The 18,504-nt window shown below is 62.0% G+C and carries 14 protein-coding genes; 6 read left to right on the forward strand and 8 right to left on the reverse strand.

Going from position 1 to position 18,504, the window contains the following annotated elements:
• Positions 1–46: 46 nt before the first annotated feature.
• Positions 47–1,960: an agmatine deiminase family protein gene (locus BP846_RS10280; RefSeq protein WP_292395048.1), complete on the forward strand. Its 1,914-nt coding sequence runs from the start codon at positions 47–49 to the stop codon at positions 1,958–1,960.
• Positions 1,961–2,751: 791 nt separating this feature from the next.
• Here BP846_RS10280 and BP846_RS10285 read toward each other — a convergent pair.
• The 6 genes from BP846_RS10285 to BP846_RS10310 form a co-directional block, all read right to left on the reverse strand.
• Positions 2,752–4,233: an MFS transporter gene (locus tag BP846_RS10285; RefSeq protein WP_292395050.1), complete on the reverse strand. Its 1,482-nt coding sequence runs from the start codon at positions 4,231–4,233 to the stop codon at positions 2,752–2,754.
• A gap of 264 nt (positions 4,234–4,497) precedes the next feature.
• Complete coding sequence (locus tag BP846_RS10290) at positions 4,498–4,677, reverse strand: hypothetical protein (protein WP_292395052.1); 180 nt, start codon at positions 4,675–4,677, stop codon at positions 4,498–4,500.
• Positions 4,678–4,715: 38 nt separating this feature from the next.
• Positions 4,716–5,600 (reverse strand): thiamine pyrophosphate-dependent enzyme, encoded by an 885-nt coding sequence (locus tag BP846_RS10295; protein WP_292395054.1) that lies wholly within the window; start codon positions 5,598–5,600, stop codon positions 4,716–4,718.
• Entirely contained in the window at positions 5,597–7,255 is a 1,659-nt protein-coding gene (locus tag BP846_RS10300) for a 2-oxoacid:acceptor oxidoreductase subunit alpha (RefSeq protein WP_292395056.1), read from the reverse strand. The genes BP846_RS10295 and BP846_RS10300 overlap by 4 nt, the downstream gene beginning before the upstream one ends.
• Positions 7,256–7,569: 314 nt before the next feature.
• Entirely contained in the window at positions 7,570–8,703 is a 1,134-nt protein-coding gene (locus BP846_RS10305; protein ID WP_292395058.1) for an NAD-dependent epimerase/dehydratase family protein, read from the reverse strand.
• A gap of 189 nt (positions 8,704–8,892) precedes the next feature.
• Complete coding sequence (locus tag BP846_RS10310; RefSeq protein WP_292395060.1) at positions 8,893–10,482, reverse strand: FMN-binding glutamate synthase family protein; 1,590 nt, start codon at positions 10,480–10,482, stop codon at positions 8,893–8,895.
• 244 nt (positions 10,483–10,726) lie between these two features.
• Between BP846_RS10310 and BP846_RS10315 the strand changes: the two genes are divergently transcribed.
• Entirely contained in the window at positions 10,727–11,191 is a 465-nt protein-coding gene (locus BP846_RS10315) for a hypothetical protein (protein WP_292395062.1), read from the forward strand.
• 45 nt (positions 11,192–11,236) lie between these two features.
• Here the strand turns inward: BP846_RS10315 and BP846_RS10320 are convergent, their stop codons facing one another.
• The gene (locus tag BP846_RS10320) at positions 11,237–11,917 is read right to left on the reverse strand and encodes a 2,5-diamino-6-(ribosylamino)-4(3H)-pyrimidinone 5'-phosphate reductase (RefSeq protein WP_292395064.1); all 681 of its coding nucleotides are present in this window, start codon (positions 11,915–11,917) and stop codon (positions 11,237–11,239) included.
• Between the two features lie 287 nt (positions 11,918–12,204).
• On the opposite strand from BP846_RS10320, the gene BP846_RS10325 reads away from it, so the two are divergent.
• The 3 genes from BP846_RS10325 (at position 12,205) to BP846_RS10335 (ending at position 15,877) form a co-directional block, all read left to right on the forward strand.
• Positions 12,205–13,935: a PAS domain-containing sensor histidine kinase gene (locus BP846_RS10325; RefSeq protein ID WP_292395066.1), complete on the forward strand. Its 1,731-nt coding sequence runs from the start codon at positions 12,205–12,207 to the stop codon at positions 13,933–13,935.
• Between the two features lie 3 nt (positions 13,936–13,938).
• Entirely contained in the window at positions 13,939–14,367 is a 429-nt protein-coding gene (locus BP846_RS10330; RefSeq protein ID WP_292395068.1) for a response regulator, read from the forward strand.
• A gap of 184 nt (positions 14,368–14,551) precedes the next feature.
• The gene (locus BP846_RS10335; protein WP_292395070.1) at positions 14,552–15,877 is read left to right on the forward strand and encodes a glycosyltransferase; all 1,326 of its coding nucleotides are present in this window, start codon (positions 14,552–14,554) and stop codon (positions 15,875–15,877) included.
• Positions 15,878–16,122: 245 nt separating this feature from the next.
• Here the strand turns inward: BP846_RS10335 and BP846_RS10340 are convergent, their stop codons facing one another.
• Positions 16,123–16,599 carry an Hsp20/alpha crystallin family protein gene (locus BP846_RS10340; RefSeq protein ID WP_292395073.1) on the reverse strand — a complete coding sequence of 159 codons (477 nt, stop codon included), beginning with the start codon at positions 16,597–16,599 and terminating at the stop codon, positions 16,123–16,125.
• Between the two features lie 524 nt (positions 16,600–17,123).
• Here BP846_RS10340 and BP846_RS10345 point away from each other — a divergent pair.
• Positions 17,124–18,368 (forward strand): hypothetical protein, encoded by a 1,245-nt coding sequence (locus BP846_RS10345; protein ID WP_292395075.1) that lies wholly within the window; start codon positions 17,124–17,126, stop codon positions 18,366–18,368.
• The last annotated feature ends 136 nt before the right edge of the window (positions 18,369–18,504 follow it).

An 18,504-nucleotide genomic window follows, 5' to 3' on the forward strand; every position in this document is an offset into this window, starting at 1 on the left:
GATATAAGACGCTGGAATGCCCTACCGATACGGTGAGATGATACAGATGAGCACACAGAAGATCGGCCTCATCCAGACGGCGGTGAGCGAGGATCTCGACCGCAACCTGGAGCACACCCTCGATATGGCAAAAGCGGCGATCGCAGAGGGTGCCCGGATCCTCTGCCTGCAGGAACTCTACCGGACTCCTTACTTCCCGCAGTACGAGAATAGAGATGCCTCCTTCTTTGCCGAGACCATTCCAGGAACCTCGACCGAAGCGTTCTCGGCGCTTGCCCGGGAGCACGGCGTGGTGATCGTTGTGCCGCTCTACGAGCGGACGGCCTCTGGAGATTACTACAACACGGCGGTCGTGATCGATGCAGACGGGCAACTGCTCCCCCCCTACCGGAAGGTGCATATCCCCTACGACCCGCTCTTCTACGAGAAGGCCTACTTCCAGCCCGGGGACCGCTACCGGGTCTACGATACCCGGTATGGTCGGATCGCCGTGCTCATCTGTTACGACCAGTGGTTCCCGGAAGCCGCGAGGGTGGTTGCTCTGCAGGGTGCGGAGATCATATTTTACCCGACCGCGATTGGCCGGATGTCGGGGGAGGAGGAGCCCCCAGAGGGCGACTGGCGGGAGGCGTGGGAGACAGTGCAGCGGGGCCACGCGATAGCAAACAGCGTCCATGTCGCTGCCGTCAACCGGGTGGGCGACGAGGGCGATATCCGGTTCTTCGGGAGTTCGTTCGTCGCCGACGCCTTCGGGAACGTTCTTGCCCGGGCAGGGGAGACTGGTGAGGAGATCCTCGTCGTTGAGGTCGATCTCGCGGAGAACGAAGCCGTTCGGGAAGGCTGGGGCTTCTTCCGGAACCGGCGGCCGGAGACCTACGGGGTGCTCACCCGGAGGCTCCCGCCGGGCAGGACTCCGCAGGCGCTCGGCTACCGCATGCCGGCGGAGTGGGAGTTGCACGATGCCGTCTGGCTCTCCTGGCCCCACGATCCCGAGACGTTCCCCGACCTTTCCGCTGTGGAGGCGGCCTACGTCGGTATCATTGCGGCGCTCCGCGGGTCCGAGACCGTCAACCTGCTCGTCACCAGCGAGCAGATGCGCTTCCGGGTCGAGGCGATGCTGGAAGAAGAAGGTGTCAATACGGGGGGCGTCAGGTTCCACGTCGCTGATTACGCCGATGTCTGGTTCCGGGACTACGGCCCGACGTTCGTGGTCAACCCGAAGACGGGGGAACTCGCGATGGTGAACTGGACGTTCAACGCCTGGGGGGAGAAGTACCCGGAACTCATGGAGGATACCCGTATACCGCTCTTCATGAACCGTGATATGGGTCTCCCCCTCTTTACGCCCGGGATCGTCATGGAGGGGGGTTCGTTCGAGGTGAACGGGCGGGGCACGGTCCTCACGACGGAGGCCTGCCTCTTAAACCCAAACCGGAACCCGGATCTCTCCCGGGAGGATATCGAGGCCTACCTGGAGGCCTACCTGGGTGCACGTCACGTCATCTGGTTAAAGCAGGGGATCGCCGGCGACGACACCGACGGCCACATCGACGATATCGCCCGGTTCGTGAACCCGACGACGGTCTTCTGCGCCCTCGAGGAGAACGAGGACGATGTGAACTACGCCGTCCTGAAGGAGAACTATGAGATCCTCCGGGCGTCGACCGACCAGGACGGCAACCCCTTAACGGTCATCCCGCTGCCGATGCCGGGGGCGGTCGGCGGCGAGGAGCGGTTGCCGGCAAGTTACGCGAACTTCTATATCGGTAACACCGTCGTGCTGGTGCCGGTCTTCGGCCACCCGAACGATGAGGTCGCCATAGCAGAGATCCAGCAGGTCTTCTCGGATCGCGAGGTCGTCGGCATCGACTGCACGGCGATGGTCCCGGGGTTTGGCGCGATCCACTGCGTCAGCCAGCAGCAGCCGTCGGTGAAGAAGGCCGCACCGCGGATGGGGTGAGAGGGACAACTTCGGGAGAGTACCTGCCATGCCGGCGACAGCCCACCTCTCCACCGATTTTTCGTGAAACCCGTGGTGTCCTGCGCACCTGAAGGGCGCGAGGGGTCCCCCCCGCAAGGTGATACCCGCGAAACCCCCACTCCGCCCGGCCTTCGGCCTCCTCACTCACACCTGATAGTGCTCAAACTCCTGCCTTCACACCTGCCGGTGCTCATGCTCCGGTTCTGCGAACCTTCGCACGTTCCGGCAGCGTTCCCCGCCTCCAGGGGCGGGGGCTTTGAGGAGGAACGTACGGGTACCCGCCTGCGGGGAGGGGGTTTCCCCCTCCCCGGTCCCCTCCCCCCAGGGCGATATCCGCCACGGTCCACTCCAGGGGGAGATCCCGGAGGAGAACCGGATACGGCTCATTCCCGGGGACGAAGGCCGGATATGGTCTATTATTTTGGAATCGATGCAATAGACCTCCAGGGGTTAGGGGGCGCCGGCGGAGGGCGGTCCGGTATCCCCGGCTGTCCGTGATCCCCCTGTGCCGCCCAGAGGACCTGCCCGACGTCGACGAGGGTCTGCGGCACTTCGGCATAGATCCGGAGCGCCTCCTCGACGGAGATGCTGCTTTCGGGCCGGGGAGCCGGAGGGTCACGACGCCGTCCCGCGGTGCCGGTGAGAGGGAAACCCCGGGGTCAGCAGAGCTGCCAGCAGCGCAGCGACGATGAAACTGGTGTGGGCACCTCCGATCCGTGACGCCGCACGGGGCTGCCCGGGTTCATGACGGTATCTGGGCGCCCCCGCGCTTATCGCTTCTTCTTCCTCCGCCGTATCCTGGCCGACGAGAAGGGGAACTTCACCAGGTCCCGGAGGCCTCCCGCCGGGGAGAAGTTCTGCATATCCCGCCGGACCCCTGCGATGAGCTCGTCGACGACCTCCTGCTCCTTCGCCTCCCCCTCCTCCTGCACCGCCGTCAGGCGGTGAAGGGAGTAGAGCCCGAGGATGAAGGCGAAGAGAAAGAAGAACTCCCACTGCTGCAGGTCGAGGGTGACAAAGACGAGTTCTCGCACCGGATCTTTCCAGATCAGGGTCCATATCAGTTCCCGCTCGGCAAAGAAGTCTACGAAGAGCCCGCCGAGGATAGGGGCGATCCCGGCGGCGACTGAGTTCATGAAGGTGCTCGCTGCAAGGTAACTGGTCGCCTGGCCCTGCGGGGCCATCTTCAGACTGATGTTTCCCGAGGCGAGCGAGACCCCCGCAAGCGATATCCCCATAAGGATGTGGATGAGGATGAGCAACGGATAGGTCAGGACGTAGACATCGGGAAGCGTGACGAACATCCACGCGAAGATCGCGAGCATGAAGAGCGGGCCGCTCACGGCGAGGACTGACTTATTGGAGAACCGGTCGGAGACCCGGCCCCACGACCGGTAGAAGACGATGTTCATGACCTGGCTGAGGACACCGAGGGCGACGACGACCGATATGTCGAGGCCGATCCTCTGCAGCATGTAGACCGTGAAGAACGGCGCCGCGAGGTTGACGGCGAAGTTCCACGAGCCGAGGAAGATGATGAGGTTCTTGAAGTTGATGTCCTGGAACGGTTTCAGGATGGCGGCAAGCAGGCCGTCCTCCTCGGTCTCGGTGACCATCCGGGGCTCGGGTGTGCGGGCGAGGAGCGTGATGCCGATGAGCCCGGCGATGAGCCCGAGCAGGAAGAGGGTGGAGTAACCGTAGGCTGCAAGGTCCGGGAACACGACTTTCCATGAGTCAATGAAGAAACCGGCGGCGAGGCTGATGACGAGTGCAATTCCTGTGGAGAGGGTCAGCCGCCGGGAGAAGAAGGCCCCGAGCCGGTCCTGGGGTATCAGATCTCGCATCCAGGAGTTCCAGCCGCAGTGGGAAACCGCCGAGAACGCTGAGTAGAGGACTATCGAGGTGATGAGAACGATGATCCCCTGTTCCGGGGAGAGGAAGAACGGGATCAGGATGATGGGTATCCAGAAGAGGCGGGCGGCGAGCGATGCCGCGACGACCACCAGCCGCCGGTTCTGCACCCGGTCGACGAGGTAGATGGCGGGCATCTGGAGGAGTTCGGCAAGCGGCGGGATGGCGGCGATCAGACCAATGACGGTATTCGATGCCCCGAGCTGCAGGGCGAAGGCTACGAGGAATATGCCGCCGGTCAGTGTCACCATCGCCTGGGTGGCAAGGCCGTCCCTGATGACGAGTTTCAAGCCGTGGCTGATCTCTTCATCGGTCAGATTCTCTTTCGTCTCAAAGACCATGCTTTACCCAGCTATCCACTTCTGGTCCTCACGGAGCCGTTCACCTCGAAGGATCGCCCGGCGGCAGGATTGGGGTCCTCCTTGCCGCAACTCCCCCGACAGATACTTCCTCGGGCGCCCTTTTTCGGGTTCTATTATATAAAAATGAGATTATATTAATTTGATTGAATAGATCCGGCGGCCCGCCGGGGCCTCCCGGCAGCGATAACAGCCGTTCGAGGGTAGAATCCCCCGTGACCGGGAAGGGGTGATTCCCCCGGCCCCTCAACTCCCCGACGACCACGGTGTCCTGAAGTCGGCACAGAGGGGCAGCCCGCCGTCGACGTAGAGCGTCTGCCCGGTGCTGTAGGCGGCCTCGCCGGATGCCGGGAAAGCGAAGACCGCGGCAATCTCCCCTGGCCGGGCACCTGCTAAAACCGGCGGTATTCCGCCCGTTCCGGGCACCTGCGGTCCGGGTGGGCTATGAAGATCTTGGCCGAGGTTCAGCGCCACTCCTCGATCACTCTCCGGACGAGCGCCCTCCGGTCCGGCTTCCCGGCGGTGAGCGCCTGGAACTTCTCCTCGTAGGCCGGCTTTTCGATCGAGTAGAACGTCCCGAGTGGGATCGGAGCCTCCCGGTCGTAGTCCCACTCCCGGATCTTTCCAAGAGCGCTCTCGAACCTGCCCGTCTCGACCTCGCCCTCCTGCATCTCGTAGGCGTGAGTGTTGTAGTAGTCGGTCAGGTTGAAGTAGGTCGCACAGATCTGGAGGACGTCGATGAACGAGAAACCCCGGTGCATGATCGCCTCCTTGAAAAGGTCCTTGAGGTGCCGGATCTTCTTCGTATAACCCCGCGCGATGTGAGTGGCCCCGGCGGCGAGCATCACCTCCAGGGGGTTTAAGGGGTGCTCCGTGATCCCGCCGGGGGTGGAGCGGCCGCGAAACCCGAAGGGTGACGTGGGGGTGTACTGCCCCGTCGTCAGCCCGTAGACCCGGTTGTCGTGGACGATGACCGTGATATCGCTGTTCCGTTTGGCCGCGAAGATGAGGTGGTCGAGTCCCTCGGCGTAGATGTCGCCGTCCCCGACGTGGCAGATGATCTTCAGGTCCGGGTTTGCGAGGCGTATCCCGGTGGCTGCCGGTATCGACCGCCCGTGAATGCCGTAGAAACCGTTGATGGTTAAGTAGTCGACCAGTTTCCCGTGACACCCGATGCCGCCGAGGAGGACGAAGTTCTGGAGTGGTATCCCCTCCTCCTCCGAGAGTTCGGCGATCGCCGACTTCATCATGTGCTGGATCGAGAAGTTGCCGCACCCGGGGCACCAGGTGTTCTCTGCCGGGCTGATGAGTTCGCCGGCCGGCTTTCCGGCAAACTGCTCCGGGCTCATGCGATCACCTCCCCGAGTCTCGCCGCGAGTTCGTCGACTGCAAACGGCCGCCCGTCGTACTTCAGGACCGGGCGGCCGGGGTCGAAGCCCTGTTGCCGGAGGAGGCGGGCAAGTTGTCCGGTGGCGTTGTTCTCGACGCACACGACTCTCCCCGCCCCGATCATCGCCTCCTTCCAATGGCGGACGGGGAACGGCGCAAGAACGAGCGGCTGGACGACCCGCGCCCCAAACTGTTCGGCAGCCTCGATGCATGCCCACTTCTCCGACCCCCAGCATACGATCGTCGTCCCGGCATCCCGGGGGCCGTAGGCCTTCACCGTGGGATAGGTCGCGAGCTCCGCCTTCAGGCTCTCGCCTTTCTGGAGCATCTTCTCCTGTAGCAGCCTCACGTCCTCCGCCGTCTCCGTGGTGAGCCCGGTCTCGTCGTGAGCGTAACTGTTCACCCTGACGACGGCGCCTTCCCTCCCCGGGAACGCGAGCGGCGATACCCCGCCTTGCTCCCGGGCATACCGGCGGTACTCCCCGGTCCCGTCCCAGAGCACCGGCTCCTGTTCGAGGGGCGGGGTGACGGCCTCGATATCAAAGGAGTAGCCGCCTTCTGCAAGGGTTTTGTCGGTGAGGATGATCGCGGGGACCTGATATCTCCAGGAGAGCATCAGGGCGGTCGCCGACCAGGTGTAGGCTTCTTCGAGGTCTCCGGGAGCGACGACGAACCGGGGGAACTCTCCCTGGCCTGCGTTCAGGACGAAATGGAGATCGCTCTGGGCGGTGTAGGTCGGCATGCCGGTGCTCGGCCCCGGCCTCTGCCCCATCACGATCGTCACGGGGATCTCCGACATCCCGGCGAGCGAGAGTCCTTCGGTCATCAGGCAGAACCCGCCTCCCGATGTGCCGACCGCCGCCTTCTCGCCTGCATAGGCGAGCCCGAGGGCCATCAGTATGACGCTGATCTCGTTCTCGGGGTGGATAACCTTGATGGCGAGGTCTTCGGCGCGCCGGGCAAGGAAGTGGAGGAGGTTCGATGACGGGGTCATCGGGTAGGCGACGTAGGACTCAAGCCCGCCGTAGACGAGCCCGAGCCCCGTGACCTCGTTTCCCGTCAGGACCGGGAGTGCCGGGTGATCGAGCGGCTCAACGGTGAAGACCTCACCGGCGGCATCGTAGCCCCGGCGGGCGACCCTGAGGTTTGCCTCAAGGTGCTTTGCGGGGACGGTCGCCCGGAGAACGTCCTCGTAGATTGCCCGGTCGATGCCTGCAACTCGTGCAAGCGCCCCGAGCATTGCGGAGTTCCCGGTGATCGGGGGCGCCTTCTCTTCTTTGATGATCCGGTCGATCGGGAGGCCGTAGCCCTCGCCTCTCACCGCCTGCGAGGCGTCGTAGATGACAGTCGTGCCGCCGCGAATCCGTTCCTGGTGATTATCGATACTCTTCTGGTCGAAGGCGAGAAGGACGTCGACCGGGGTGCGGTGCGCTCCTATTCTTCTCTCCGAGGCCCGGATGATGGCGAAGTTGTGCCCCCCCCGGATGAGCGAGGGGTAATCGAAGTACATGTAGGTGCGGTAACCGAGGCGGGAGAAGAGGCCGGCGATGGAGAGACCTGCCGTATTGATACCCTCCCCGGCCTTTCCGCCGATCAGCACGGAGTATTCGCTCATGGTAATCAGGCGTGTCATGCCCTGTCTGCTTATATATTGTACCCTGGTCCTTTCACCGTACAACCGGCGACGCCGTCTCGTCGAAGGGGTTACTCCGCATCGCAAGCGAGAAGAGGTAGGGGTAATTCTGCTGGAGATACTCCACGTAGGTGACGGGCCATTGCCCGAAGAACAGGGCATATTTTACGGTATAGATGGCGCTGGGAGGGCGATCAGGGCGATCCCAAGCCTTACTTCCCGTATCCGGAGGTTCTGGGGCATGCTGGGGCCACAACACTGCGCCGGGAAAATAAAGGTTGGGCCCCGGGCGGCCTTCAGACCCGGAGGCGTGACGGTTTTGGCACCTCAAGAGGCGCCGGGACCTTCTGCCGCTCCGTGATCTCCGCCTCGACCCAGGCGGTCAGGTCGAGCAGGCCAGCCTCGAGGGTGATCTTCGGCTCGTAGCCGAGGGTCTCCCGGGCGCGGCTGATATCCGCGATGCAGTGGCGGATATCCCCGACCCGGCTGGTCCCTGTGACTGTGGGGGAGAGGTCCTGCCGCCCGGTTATCGCCGCAAACCGATCGGTGACGGTCCGAAACGTGTAGGGGCGGCCGCTCCCTATGTTGAACGTCTCCCCCCGTGCTCCGGGGGCCTCAAGAGCCAGGCGGAAGGCACGTGCCACGTCGTAGACGCTCACGAAGTCGCGCTGCTGGTAGCCGTCCTCGAAGAGGTGCACCGGGAGACCCTGGAGCAGGCGGGATGCATACTCGGTCAGCATGCCGGAGTACGGGTTGGCATACCCCTGGTGCGGGCCGTAGACGGAAAAGAGCCGGAGGATGGCCGTCGGGATGCCGTAGGATTCACCGATCATCCTGCACATCTCCTCCTGGTCATACTTGGAGATGGCGTAGACCGAGAGCGGTGATACCTCCTTCGTCTCCGGTGTGGGGAGGGGATAGATCACCTCACCGTCCGGGCTCCGGGGCTCCCAGTCCCCCTTCGCCACCTGCCCGGTCGAGCGCCGGATCTTAGGGTAGGTGGTGCCATTGTACGAGCAGTATAGACCTTCCCCGTAGACGGCGCTGCTTGAGGCGACGATGAGCCGCTCGACTGGATGGTCCAGTAAGGCTTCGAGGAGGACGGCGGTCCCGGCGGTGTTGACGCTCATGTACTTCTCGATCTGGTACATGCTCGACCGTTCCCCGACGACCGCAGCCAGGTGAATGACGGAGTCGACTCCTTCCAGGGCCTCCTGGACGCGTTGAGGGTCCCGGATATCACCGACCAGGAGCTCGGCTCGTGGGTCGAGATGACCGGGTCGTTGCCGCTCGGGGCCGTGCACCCTTGGTATCAGGTTGTCGAGGGTGCGGACCCGGTAGCCATGCTGCAGCAGTTCTGTTGTGAGGTGCGACCCGATGAATCCCGCCCCCCCGGTGATGAGGAGGGTCGGACTGGTATCCGTAGGCATGATGTATCAGGCACACCTGATGCGCTCTTCGCATTAAATATTATCGCGAGTGATAAATATTATCAAATGATGTTGATTTTCAGTATCCATCGACTCTGGGATTGTTTCTGGTCATCGACGGCGTCTCTCACCTCGGGTGGAGAGGGGGGCGGTGTGGTGCCGGGCTCCCCCGCCCCTACAGTTCCGTGCTCACGAATCGAGGACCGCTTCAGCCGCGTCACGGTAAGCCCGCATCACGTACGGTATGCCGGAGACCGTCTCTGCCTCCTCGGTCAGCGCCATCAGGTCGCTCCGGGCGACCGTCCCGAGGCTGAAGTTCCGGGTTCCGGCCATGATCTGCTGGAGCCCCGTCCTGAACTTCTGGGTGTAGGTGTAGACCCCGACCGCACCGAGCGGGATCTCGTCGATCCGGCCGGGGTACTTCTCCCGGAGCTCCTCGTAGCAGACGAAGATCTCCTCCCTGGTGCGGCCGTACTTCGAGATAGTCTTTGGGAGTTCTCCTGCCTCAAGCCACTTTGCAATGTTCTTGCCGACCATACCGGGGATCATGAGGCCGCGGCCCATGCAGACGGCCCGGACGTGGGGGCTCCCCATGGCAAGCGCCTTGAAGACGTTTGCTTCGTCGGCAAACCCACCGGCGACGGCGATATCCGGGACCCGGATGCCCCGCTCCCGGAGCCGCTCGCAGAACTGGTAGGCAAGGGACTCGATGTAGAAGGTCGGGATACCCCACTCGTTCATCATCGGCCAGGGGCTCATCCCGGTGCCGCCGGGTGCGCCGTCGATGGTGAGGAGGTCGATCTTCGCTTCGGCGCCGTAGCGGATTGCCATAGCGAGCTCGACGGCCGAGTAGGCACCGGTCTTGAGGGTGACCCGCGTAAAGCCGATGTCACGGAGCCGGTCGACCTCTTCGAGGAAGCCTTCCCGGGTGACGAAACCCACCCGGGAGTGACGCTCGAACTCCTTTAAGGCGCCGTCCCGGAAGGCCGCCTGCACGCCGCGGATCCCCGGGTCCGGGAGGACGATGTAGCCCCGATCTTTTAACTGATTCGCCTGGGTGAGGCTGGCGACCTTAATCTCGCCGCCGATGCACTTTGCGCCCTGCCCCCACTTCAACTCGATCGTATCGAGGTTGTGCTTTGCGGAGACATACTCGGCCGTCCCAAGCCGCGTGTCCTCCACGTTCAACTGCACCAGAAGTTCCCCGTACCGATCATGGAACTTCCGGTAGGTCTCGATGCGCCGGTCCATCTCGGGGGACCTGCTGACCTTACCGTTGTGGTCGAGCACCAGCCCCGGGTCGACACCGCAGACGTTCTCCCCGCAGACGAGCGTGATGCCCGATATGGCGGCCCCGACGGCGAACTGCTCCCAGTTCTCCCGGGCGCTCTCGGTCGATCCGAGCGCCCCGGTGAAGATGGGGAGCCGCATCGGGACTTTTGTGTTCCACCCGTACTCGGTCCGGGTGTCGGCGGTGTGGAATACCGCTGTGTCGGGGCCGGCCTCGATGCCTTCAGGCAGCCCCTTTGCCCCCCTTGCGTAGCCCTGGATGTTCAGGTGCGAGTAGTCGACCGGGTAGTTCTTATCCGCGCCGGCCGTGACCTCGCCGAACGGGCCGGGGTAGAGCACTTCTCTGCCCCGGAAGGAGGCGAGCCAGATCTCGCAGGCTCCCTTGCACCCGTCGACGCACCGGGTGCAGATGCCGGACATGGGCACAACGTCCCGGGACCGGTTGCTCGTTCCCGTCGCCTCATTCGCGTTCGGTCTTCGCAGGTTCATTGTTGCACCTCTATGTGTCTAGATAGAACGTTCCTTCCTGCGAATATAAAACTTTCCGTTGTGATCGTCCGGATAGGAACCGGACCTAGCCCTCCTGGTCTTTCTCCTGTTGCTGTCCTGGCCTGAGTGAGGCTCCCGCCGGGCTGCCTATTCAGCAGCGACATCGGATATTTAGACCATTGTATCCCTGATATGTTGCGAGCATGACGAAAGAGTGAAATACCTTGATGTGCATGGATGGTTTATGAACTTCAGGTTGCTATCTGCTCTGATCGTGCTTCTGCTCGCATTTTCGTTCAGCGCTGCCTGCACGGGCTCGGGCAGCGACGCCGGGCCATCCACGACAGAGACTCCGACGGCTGCGGCAACTCCCGTGCCGACGACCCAGGTCTCGCTCGCCCCCGGCCCGACGCAGACGGTGCCGCCGGGAAAGGAGATTGAGTTCCAGATTACGGGCGGATACCCCTCGCGGGTTACGAACGATCTGTATATCGCGTTCCGTGGCGGCAAAGGCCAGGACTTCATAAAGAACATCGATCTCCGTGTGACCAAGTCGACCGGGGAGGTCGTCACCGAGACGATGCGGGCGGTCATCGGCGAAGAACGTGTTATCCACAACGCACAAGGTGAGAACCGGGTTGAGATAACCGTCTCCCTCGTCACGGGAGGTTCTTACAAGGTTAAGGACGAGATTGTGAAGGTTCCGTAACCTTCAGGTTCTCTTTTTCTGTGGCGGGAGAGGTCTCTCCCGCTCTCATTGCTTCTCAACGCTCCACCGTACAAGTAGGCCGTCATCGAGCCGAATGGTCTCGATGATGCGCAATCGAGCAAAATCCGCCTCCCGGAGAAACCCGGCACCGTCTGCCGGCGTGGGGGCATCCTTACCGCCGATGACGATGTTGCCGATGAATGTCTGGAGTTCGTCGACGAGCCTCTGCTCAAAAAGCGCCCAGATCAGGGTTCCGCCCCCCTCGACCATCAGGCGCCGGACACCCTGCCGGTACAGTTCCTCGAGCAGGGCCACAAGATCGACGGTTTCATCACCGGCGACGACGACGACGGCGTGCTCCCCGAGGGTCTCCGCCCTCTCCCGGGGTGCTGCACCCGAGACGGCGACGATACGCTTCCCGGTCCCCTTGTGGAGGATATCCGCATCAACAGGTGTTCTTCCTCTGCTGTCTACCACGACACGGATGGGATGCTCATCCCTCCCGGCCGCTACACGCTCGGCCCGGAGTTCCGGTGACTTGACGGTGAGTGAGGGGTTGTCAGCGAGCACGGTGCCGATGCCGACCATGATGGCATCGCTCTCCGCCTTGATCCGGTCAACACGTGAGAAATCCCCACTCCCCGAGATCCTCACCTGCCGCCGCTCTCGTGTTGATATCTTCCCGTCAGCGCTCATGGCGACGTTGACGAAGACAAACGGGCGCATATTCCAGGGTTATGCGGCGATCCTCATATATGCTCTCCCTGGAAGCGGTACGGAACCCCTGCGGCCCTTGCCCCATCCCCTCCGGGACCGGAGAAATATTCGATAGTGGTTCCCTTTTGGGAACATATTATATTTCTTTTTGGGAAACATTATTTATGTCCTGCAACAGGATTCCGAATGGTTTATATATATTCCCCGGATAACCCTTTGTATCTTCCATGTCCGTAAACCGGTGCTTATCGAACCATTTCCAGGAAGGCCACTTTACCGGAACGGACATCGTCAAAATGATCGTGATAGTATCATTTTCGGCGATATCGCTCATGCTGACGGCGGCTGCACCGGATTACAGTGTTTATCCTGTCTGCCCCCTGATCTACTGTATCCCCATACTCCTTGTCGCTCTCTGGTTCCCTCGCCAGGCGCTCCAGGTGACCGCACTCCTGGTTGTTGGGTTCGCGCTCATACGGACGTATCTGTCAGCCCTTGGCTTTACCGTAGACTTCGTTATGACGGGGTTGCACATGATGCTCTTCTTCTGGGTCTTCGGGGCCACGACCCTCTTCTCGCAGGACTCCCGTCTGATCGCCTCCCGGTGCAGGCAGGTTGTTGAGAATACTTGCGACGCAAAGTTTCTCTGCGACCCTGAAACCCTCCGGCTGCTCTGCATCAGCAGGCGGTGTGCCGATATGCTCGGTTACGCACCCCACGAACTCATCGGCATCCCGGCGGAGAAGTTCTGGGCGGATGAGAGCAGCAAGGCCCGGTTCATCGAGGAGATGAAACGGGAAGGCTACGTCGGGAATGTGGAGACGACGTTTTGGGCACGTAACGGCGATGTCCGTCAGGTCCTCATCTCCTGCAGGGCGCTGATCGCCGAGAACCTCTTCGAGTGCACGATCGTGGATACCGGCAGACTCGGGGATGGGCAGGCCGATCTCATCCAGTCAAACGGGCGCCTGACGGAACTCATCCACCAGTCAAACGATATCTTCTTCATGCAGGATATTACGGGCCGCATCCTCCACTTCTCCTGGCAGCGCGCCTCTGAGCACGGGATCTCTCCCGACGATCTCATCGGACGGGGCGTGGATGCCATCCTCCCCGGTGACCTTGCCGCGCAACACATGGAATGGGTTCGTAAAGTGGTTGATGAACAGGAGAATGCCCGTTACGACCTCGACCTGGAACTGGCGGGAGCCTGTCATACCTTCTCCGTCACAATCGCTCCCTGCCCCGGGGCGGACGGCGACCTCATCGGCATCGTAGGGTCGGCACGCGACACCACCGAGATGCGGCGGCAACAACTTTCCTGCAGGCAGATGGCGTGGGAGGTTGACCAGTGGAAGGGGCTCGTCACCACCCTGTCCCACGAACTGCGCACGCCATTGCAGCCACTCATCGGCTATCTCCAGATGATCGTCGAGAATCCAGGAGACTACGGTATCGCGGGTGAGGCGGAGAAGCACCTTGCGACCTGCCTCGAGTGCGCCCGACAGGAGCAGGCGGTGGTTGAGAGAATGGTCGAGTTGAGTCTGCTTACGATGGACCATATCGACCTGACCCTCCACAATATTCAGCTCCGCCAACTCATCGATTCCGTCATTTCCGGCGGCGGATACGATCGGGAAGCCCGGTTCAGCAATGAAATACCGGAGACCGCCCACATATTAGGGGATCCCGACCGGCTTTATCTGGCGGTGGAGAGCCTGGTATCGAATGCGGTTAAGTATAGTAAACCGCCAGAGAATGTATGGATCCGCTACGTGGAGTCAAATGAGAACCATTATATTATGGTGTGCGATAATGGCATCGGTATCCCCGCGGATATCATACGATCGATCTTTGGGCCGTTCTATATCGGGGGCGCCGAGAAACTGGGCCGAAACAGCGGCAGAATATGCCCGGGACTCTCGATCGCGAACAAGTATGTCCAGCTGCATGGAGGGGAGATAACAGTGACGAGTGTGGTGGGCGAGGGGAGCACCTTTACCATCAGGATACCCAGGGAGGTGTGAATAGTGGGAAACAAGATTATGGTCGTCGACGATGATCTGCCGACGCTGGAAGTAATGGAACTGCTGCTCAAAAAGATCAACCGTGAACCACTTCTGGTTCACAACGGGTGGGATGCCCTGCGGCTGCTCAAGAAAGAGAAGCCCGCGCTTATCATCCTCGACGTGATGATGTCCCCCATTGACGGGTGGCAGTTCCTGGAGGAACTGAAGCGGAATGAGGAACTCAAGGATATCCCGGTCCTGCTCTTTACAGCAAAACATGTCTGGCCAGAGGAGTATTCGAGGTATGCAAATGATATCGTCGGTGTCCTGGAGAAACCCATCTCGCTTGCCGAATTGAAGACGGCGCTGGAGAGAGTCCTTCCCCGGGATGCCTCTTCCGGCACAGACGATGACAACGCCCGCTATACACCGCAGATCCGGAGCAAATAACCTCTTATTTCGGCTCGCAGCCTCGTCGGAATCCCATTTCCGGGACTGGCGGACCCGGGCAGGAAGATACCATACCCGGCAGAGTGACGGAGTTCTGGTCGACTCCTTCCTATCCGGGCTGCTGACCCCTCTACCGAAAGGCATTTTATTGGCCGGAGGTGTATTACCGGGCAGTGGTTCTCTGATGATCGTTACGGACCTCCCCGGTTGTCCTTCCCTCAAGGAGTACCGGCAGATTGTGGGAGCCGAGCGTTTTTTGGCAGTCGAAGAGCTTGCCGAGCGTCTCTCCGGCATCAAGATGCAGGAGATCAACTCGACCCGCCACGGGGGCGGCGTCGCGGAGATCCTGATCTCATACGTCCCGTTCCTCAACGCGCTCGGTCTTGAGACGACCTGGAGCGTCATGGAGGCCGAACCTGCATTCTTCGACGTCACCAAAACCCTCCACAACTTCCTCCAGGGCCGCGACGGGTTCTCACCGTCGATGGTCGAGACCTACTGGGAGGCCCAGCGGCGGAACGAGGGCCTGATTGAGGATGATTGCGACGTTGTTACCGTCCACGACCCCCAGCCGCTCGGCCTGGTGGAGTTCCTGACGAGCAGGGAACTCGAACAGAAGAGGCTCCTCTGGCGGTGCCACGTCCAGCTGGAGACGGTCCCCACCGGGACCGTGGGGAGTATAGGAAACATCATGCGGAGACTGGTCGAGAAGTACCATGCAAGTATATTCTCCAGTTTCCAGTACCTCCCCCTCTGGAGCGTGCCGAGTTTCATCATCCCGCCGTTCATCGACCCCCTCTCCGAGAAGAACCGCGACCTTCCTGCGGCCGAGATCGACGCCACCCTGGAGAAATACGGTATCGACCCGGAAAAGCCGATCGTCACCCAGGTCTCCCGCTACGATGTCTTCAAGGACCCGGTCGGCGTCATCCAGGCGTTCCGGAGGGTCCGCCAGAAGACCCCCTGCCAGCTTGTCCTCGTCGGCGGGCGGGCTTGTGACGACCCTGAGTGTTTCCTCGTCCTGCGCGAAGTCCGCGAGACGGCCGAGGACAACCCCGACATCCATATCCTCGACCTCCCGCCGGATAGCCACCGGGAGATCAACGCACTCCAGCGGGCGTCAGACGTGATCGTCCAGAAGTCCATCAAAGAGGGGTTTGGGCTGACCGTCACGGAGGGGCTCTGGAAGGGGAAACCCGTCGTCGGCGGGAACGTCGGCGGCATACCGCTCCAGATCCGAGACGGCTGGAACGGTTACCTGGTCTCGACGGTCCAGGAGACCGCTGACCGGATCCTCCACCTCCTCCGGCACCCGGAGTTGGCCCTCGAGATGGGAAAGCGAGGCAGGGAGTTCGTGCGGGAGTATTATCTCCTTCCCCGGGGCGTGCAGGATCACCTCGCCGTCGTCGACCAGGTGAAGAACGGCAGGATCACCGCCCGGGATAGCGTCATCTGCTACCACCCGCAGGTGGTGACGAGCAGGATGGCTGCGGGTGCAGCCCGCTACTGACGCGGGTGCTAGATACCTTGACATCCTCCGGGTGGGAGGTGAGAAACGCATGAAGATAACAGTTGCCAGCGCGGGTTCCGGGGGGTTCGACGATACCGTCTCGCCGGTCTTCAGGGCGTCGCCCTCGTTCACCCGTGGTCGACGTAGAGGGCCAGGAGATCCTAGGGTGGAGATCGTCGCAAACCCGACGGAATGCGTGCTCGGCGGGGGCGGCACGGCCCGCACGCGACCTCGCCGGCTCCCGGTCACGTGATCGGGATCTCCCTTCCCCCGGGCCCTGGCCGGCCCCTCATCTTTGTGAGGCGCACCTCAAGGACGCCGTTCTTGAAACTGGTGCTCGCCCCTTCGCTTATCACGCTCGCCGGCAGGCGTACCAGCCGGCTCAGGGTGCCGTCCCCGCGTTCATGGATGGAGTAGCCTCCCGGCCCTTCCGCGGCCGGCGCGGTACGTCTTGCCGTTATCCGCAGGGTCTGCGGGTTGAGCAGGCTGATCATGATCGCGTCCTTCTCTGCACCCGGCAGTTCGGCGACCACGATCACCTCCTTCTCGTGGTCGAGGATATCGACCCTGAAGTCTGCGGATAGGCCGGGGAAATCGCGGCTGCCCCCGCGGGAGATCGGTGGCAGCCTGCCGCCCGACGTATCCCGGTTCTCCCGGTCGTTCACTCTCTCGTTGATGCCCCGCCTACCGGGGCTGGAGGGATCGTCTTCTCTTCCTGTCATGGCTGTTGCCTCCTGCAGTCCGACGGCCGTTAGGCGGCCCGTCCGGTGATCCCTCTCGATCCGGTATACTTAACCTTTTTTGCCGAAGATATGCGCGCCCGGGACCGGGGATTCGGCCTTGCCCCGGCTCCCGATGGCTACGGGATCGTATGGACGGCGAGTGCCATCCCTGGTGGAGGTAATTACCGGTTCAGTTGTGTTTTCCGGGGTCGTTGCACCCGGTGATGCACTTCTCCCGGATCCGCACCTCTGGTGATGTATACGTTCCGGTCTCCCGGCGGCCCGGTGCGGTTCCGGGCCGAATAGTTCTCCAGGTATCGGCGGCAGGATTGGCAGAGCGGCCGGGAGAGATAGTTTACGCGGTTCCCCCTCTTGCCCGTTAAGTTTTTGTGGCGTGACCGGTATGGTGGGAGGCCCCCCGGTTTCCCGGGGTGCGGGGTGATCGGAACAGTTCGATGTCTTTCGCCGCTGCATCGCCGGAGTATCCGTACTGATGGAATCGGTGGGGTTATGGAGGAGGGAGAATGGCTCAGTTTAAACCCTTTGAGATGGAAGGCATGCCGATCGAAGAGCAGCCCATGAACTGGAAGGATATGGTCAAGGCCCCATACGACAAGAAGGCGGTCGACGCCTACACCCGGACCCGGATCATCCTCATGAACGGCATCGAGAACAACGCCGTCCTTATGTCACACGCTATCGAGCGGATGCACCCGGACCCCGAGGTGAAGAAGTCGATGGCCCTGATGCGCCGGATCGACTCCCAGCAGCAGGTGGCGGTCAACTGGCTCAACCCGGCGGACCAGTCGGTCATCGAGACCACGCTCGGCTACGAGCAGGTGGCAGTCGACCTTACCGCGAACCTGGCGAAGAATGAGCCGGATCCCTACGTGAAGCAGACGCTGGACTTTGCGCTGCTCGAGGACTTCGACCACCTCTACCGCTACAGTTGCCTCTACGACTACATCGAGGGCGGCGACCCCGAGGCGATCGTCCAGGGTAAGACCGAGGTCAAACCGGGCCGGCCGACGAGCATCGAGCACCGTCACCCCGACGACTCGATGCGGAAGCACTACGACAAGGACACGGCCGACATCAAGACGAAGATGAACTACAACACGATCGTCTCGGGGGAGCAGCAGACGATGCTCTTTTACCGGGCGCACGGGTCCATGTACCCCGAGGAGATCGCGCGGCAACTCTACGCGGAGATTGCGGAGATCGAGGAGCAGCACGTGACCCAGTATGGGCTCCTTGGCGATCCGCGGGAGACGATGCTTGAGAAGATGGCGATGATCGAACTCAACGAGGCCTACAACTACTACTCCTGCGCACAGACCGAGAGCGACCCGAGGATCCGGGGGATCTGGGAACTCTTCACGAGGATGGAGGTCGCGCACTTCTCCGAGTGTGCCCGGCTCATCAAGAAGATCGAGGGGCGCGATATCCGGGATATCATGCAGGCCGATATCATCGAGCCGCTGATCGTCTTTGAGTCGAACAAAGACTACGTCAACAGCGTCATCGCAAACCAGCTCGATCTTGCGCCCCACAACATGGAGTACGTGCGGATGCGGGACCTCCCGGACGACTGGGCGAGTTTCGGCTATCAGCGCGCCATGAACGCGAAGGGCGTCCCGAGCGAGGAGGTCGTCGGCAAAGCGGGCCGGGAGCTTGCACAGCGCGACCAGGCGGAGAACGTCAAGAGAGTCAAGCAGGAGATGGCCCGCCGGGTGGAGAAGGGCATGGCGGCGGTGCCGGCCCGGTGAATATCTTTTTTGCGTGACGGCTCCGCGGGAGCCCCCACGGGTCGCACCACTAACCGTGATTCCGGCACCATATCGAGCCCCGTTCAACTCACGCGAAGATGCGAAGTCCGCGGGGTGGCGATCCACCTCCCAAACC

This window comes from Methanoculleus sp. UBA303, from assembly GCA_002501655.1.
In the GTDB taxonomy this organism is placed as follows: domain Archaea; phylum Halobacteriota; class Methanomicrobia; order Methanomicrobiales; family Methanoculleaceae; genus Methanoculleus.

Bases quoted from the DNA above. Each gene is read 5' to 3' on its own strand.
- BP846_RS10280 (WP_292395048.1), top strand. From the start codon at position 47: ATGAGCACACAGAAGATCGGCCTCATCCAGACGGCGGTGAGCGAGGAT.
- BP846_RS10285 (WP_292395050.1), bottom strand. From the start codon at position 4,233: ATGGTCTTTGAGACGAAAGAGAATCTGACCGATGAAGAGATCAGCCAC.
- BP846_RS10295 (WP_292395054.1), bottom strand. From the start codon at position 5,600: ATGAGCCCGGAGCAGTTTGCCGGAAAGCCGGCCGGCGAACTCATCAGC.
- BP846_RS10300 (WP_292395056.1), bottom strand. From the start codon at position 7,255: ATGAGCGAATACTCCGTGCTGATCGGCGGAAAGGCCGGGGAGGGTATC.
- BP846_RS10305 (WP_292395058.1), bottom strand. From the start codon at position 8,703: ATGCCTACGGATACCAGTCCGACCCTCCTCATCACCGGGGGGGCGGGA.
- BP846_RS10310 (WP_292395060.1), bottom strand. From the start codon at position 10,482: ATGAACCTGCGAAGACCGAACGCGAATGAGGCGACGGGAACGAGCAAC.
- BP846_RS10315 (WP_292395062.1), top strand. From the start codon at position 10,727: ATGAACTTCAGGTTGCTATCTGCTCTGATCGTGCTTCTGCTCGCATTT.
- BP846_RS10320 (WP_292395064.1), bottom strand. From the start codon at position 11,917: ATGCGCCCGTTTGTCTTCGTCAACGTCGCCATGAGCGCTGACGGGAAG.
- BP846_RS10325 (WP_292395066.1), top strand. From the start codon at position 12,205: ATGATCGTGATAGTATCATTTTCGGCGATATCGCTCATGCTGACGGCG.
- BP846_RS10335 (WP_292395070.1), top strand. From the start codon at position 14,552: ATGATCGTTACGGACCTCCCCGGTTGTCCTTCCCTCAAGGAGTACCGG.
- BP846_RS10340 (WP_292395073.1), bottom strand. From the start codon at position 16,599: ATGACAGGAAGAGAAGACGATCCCTCCAGCCCCGGTAGGCGGGGCATC.
- BP846_RS10345 (WP_292395075.1), top strand. From the start codon at position 17,124: ATGGCTCAGTTTAAACCCTTTGAGATGGAAGGCATGCCGATCGAAGAG.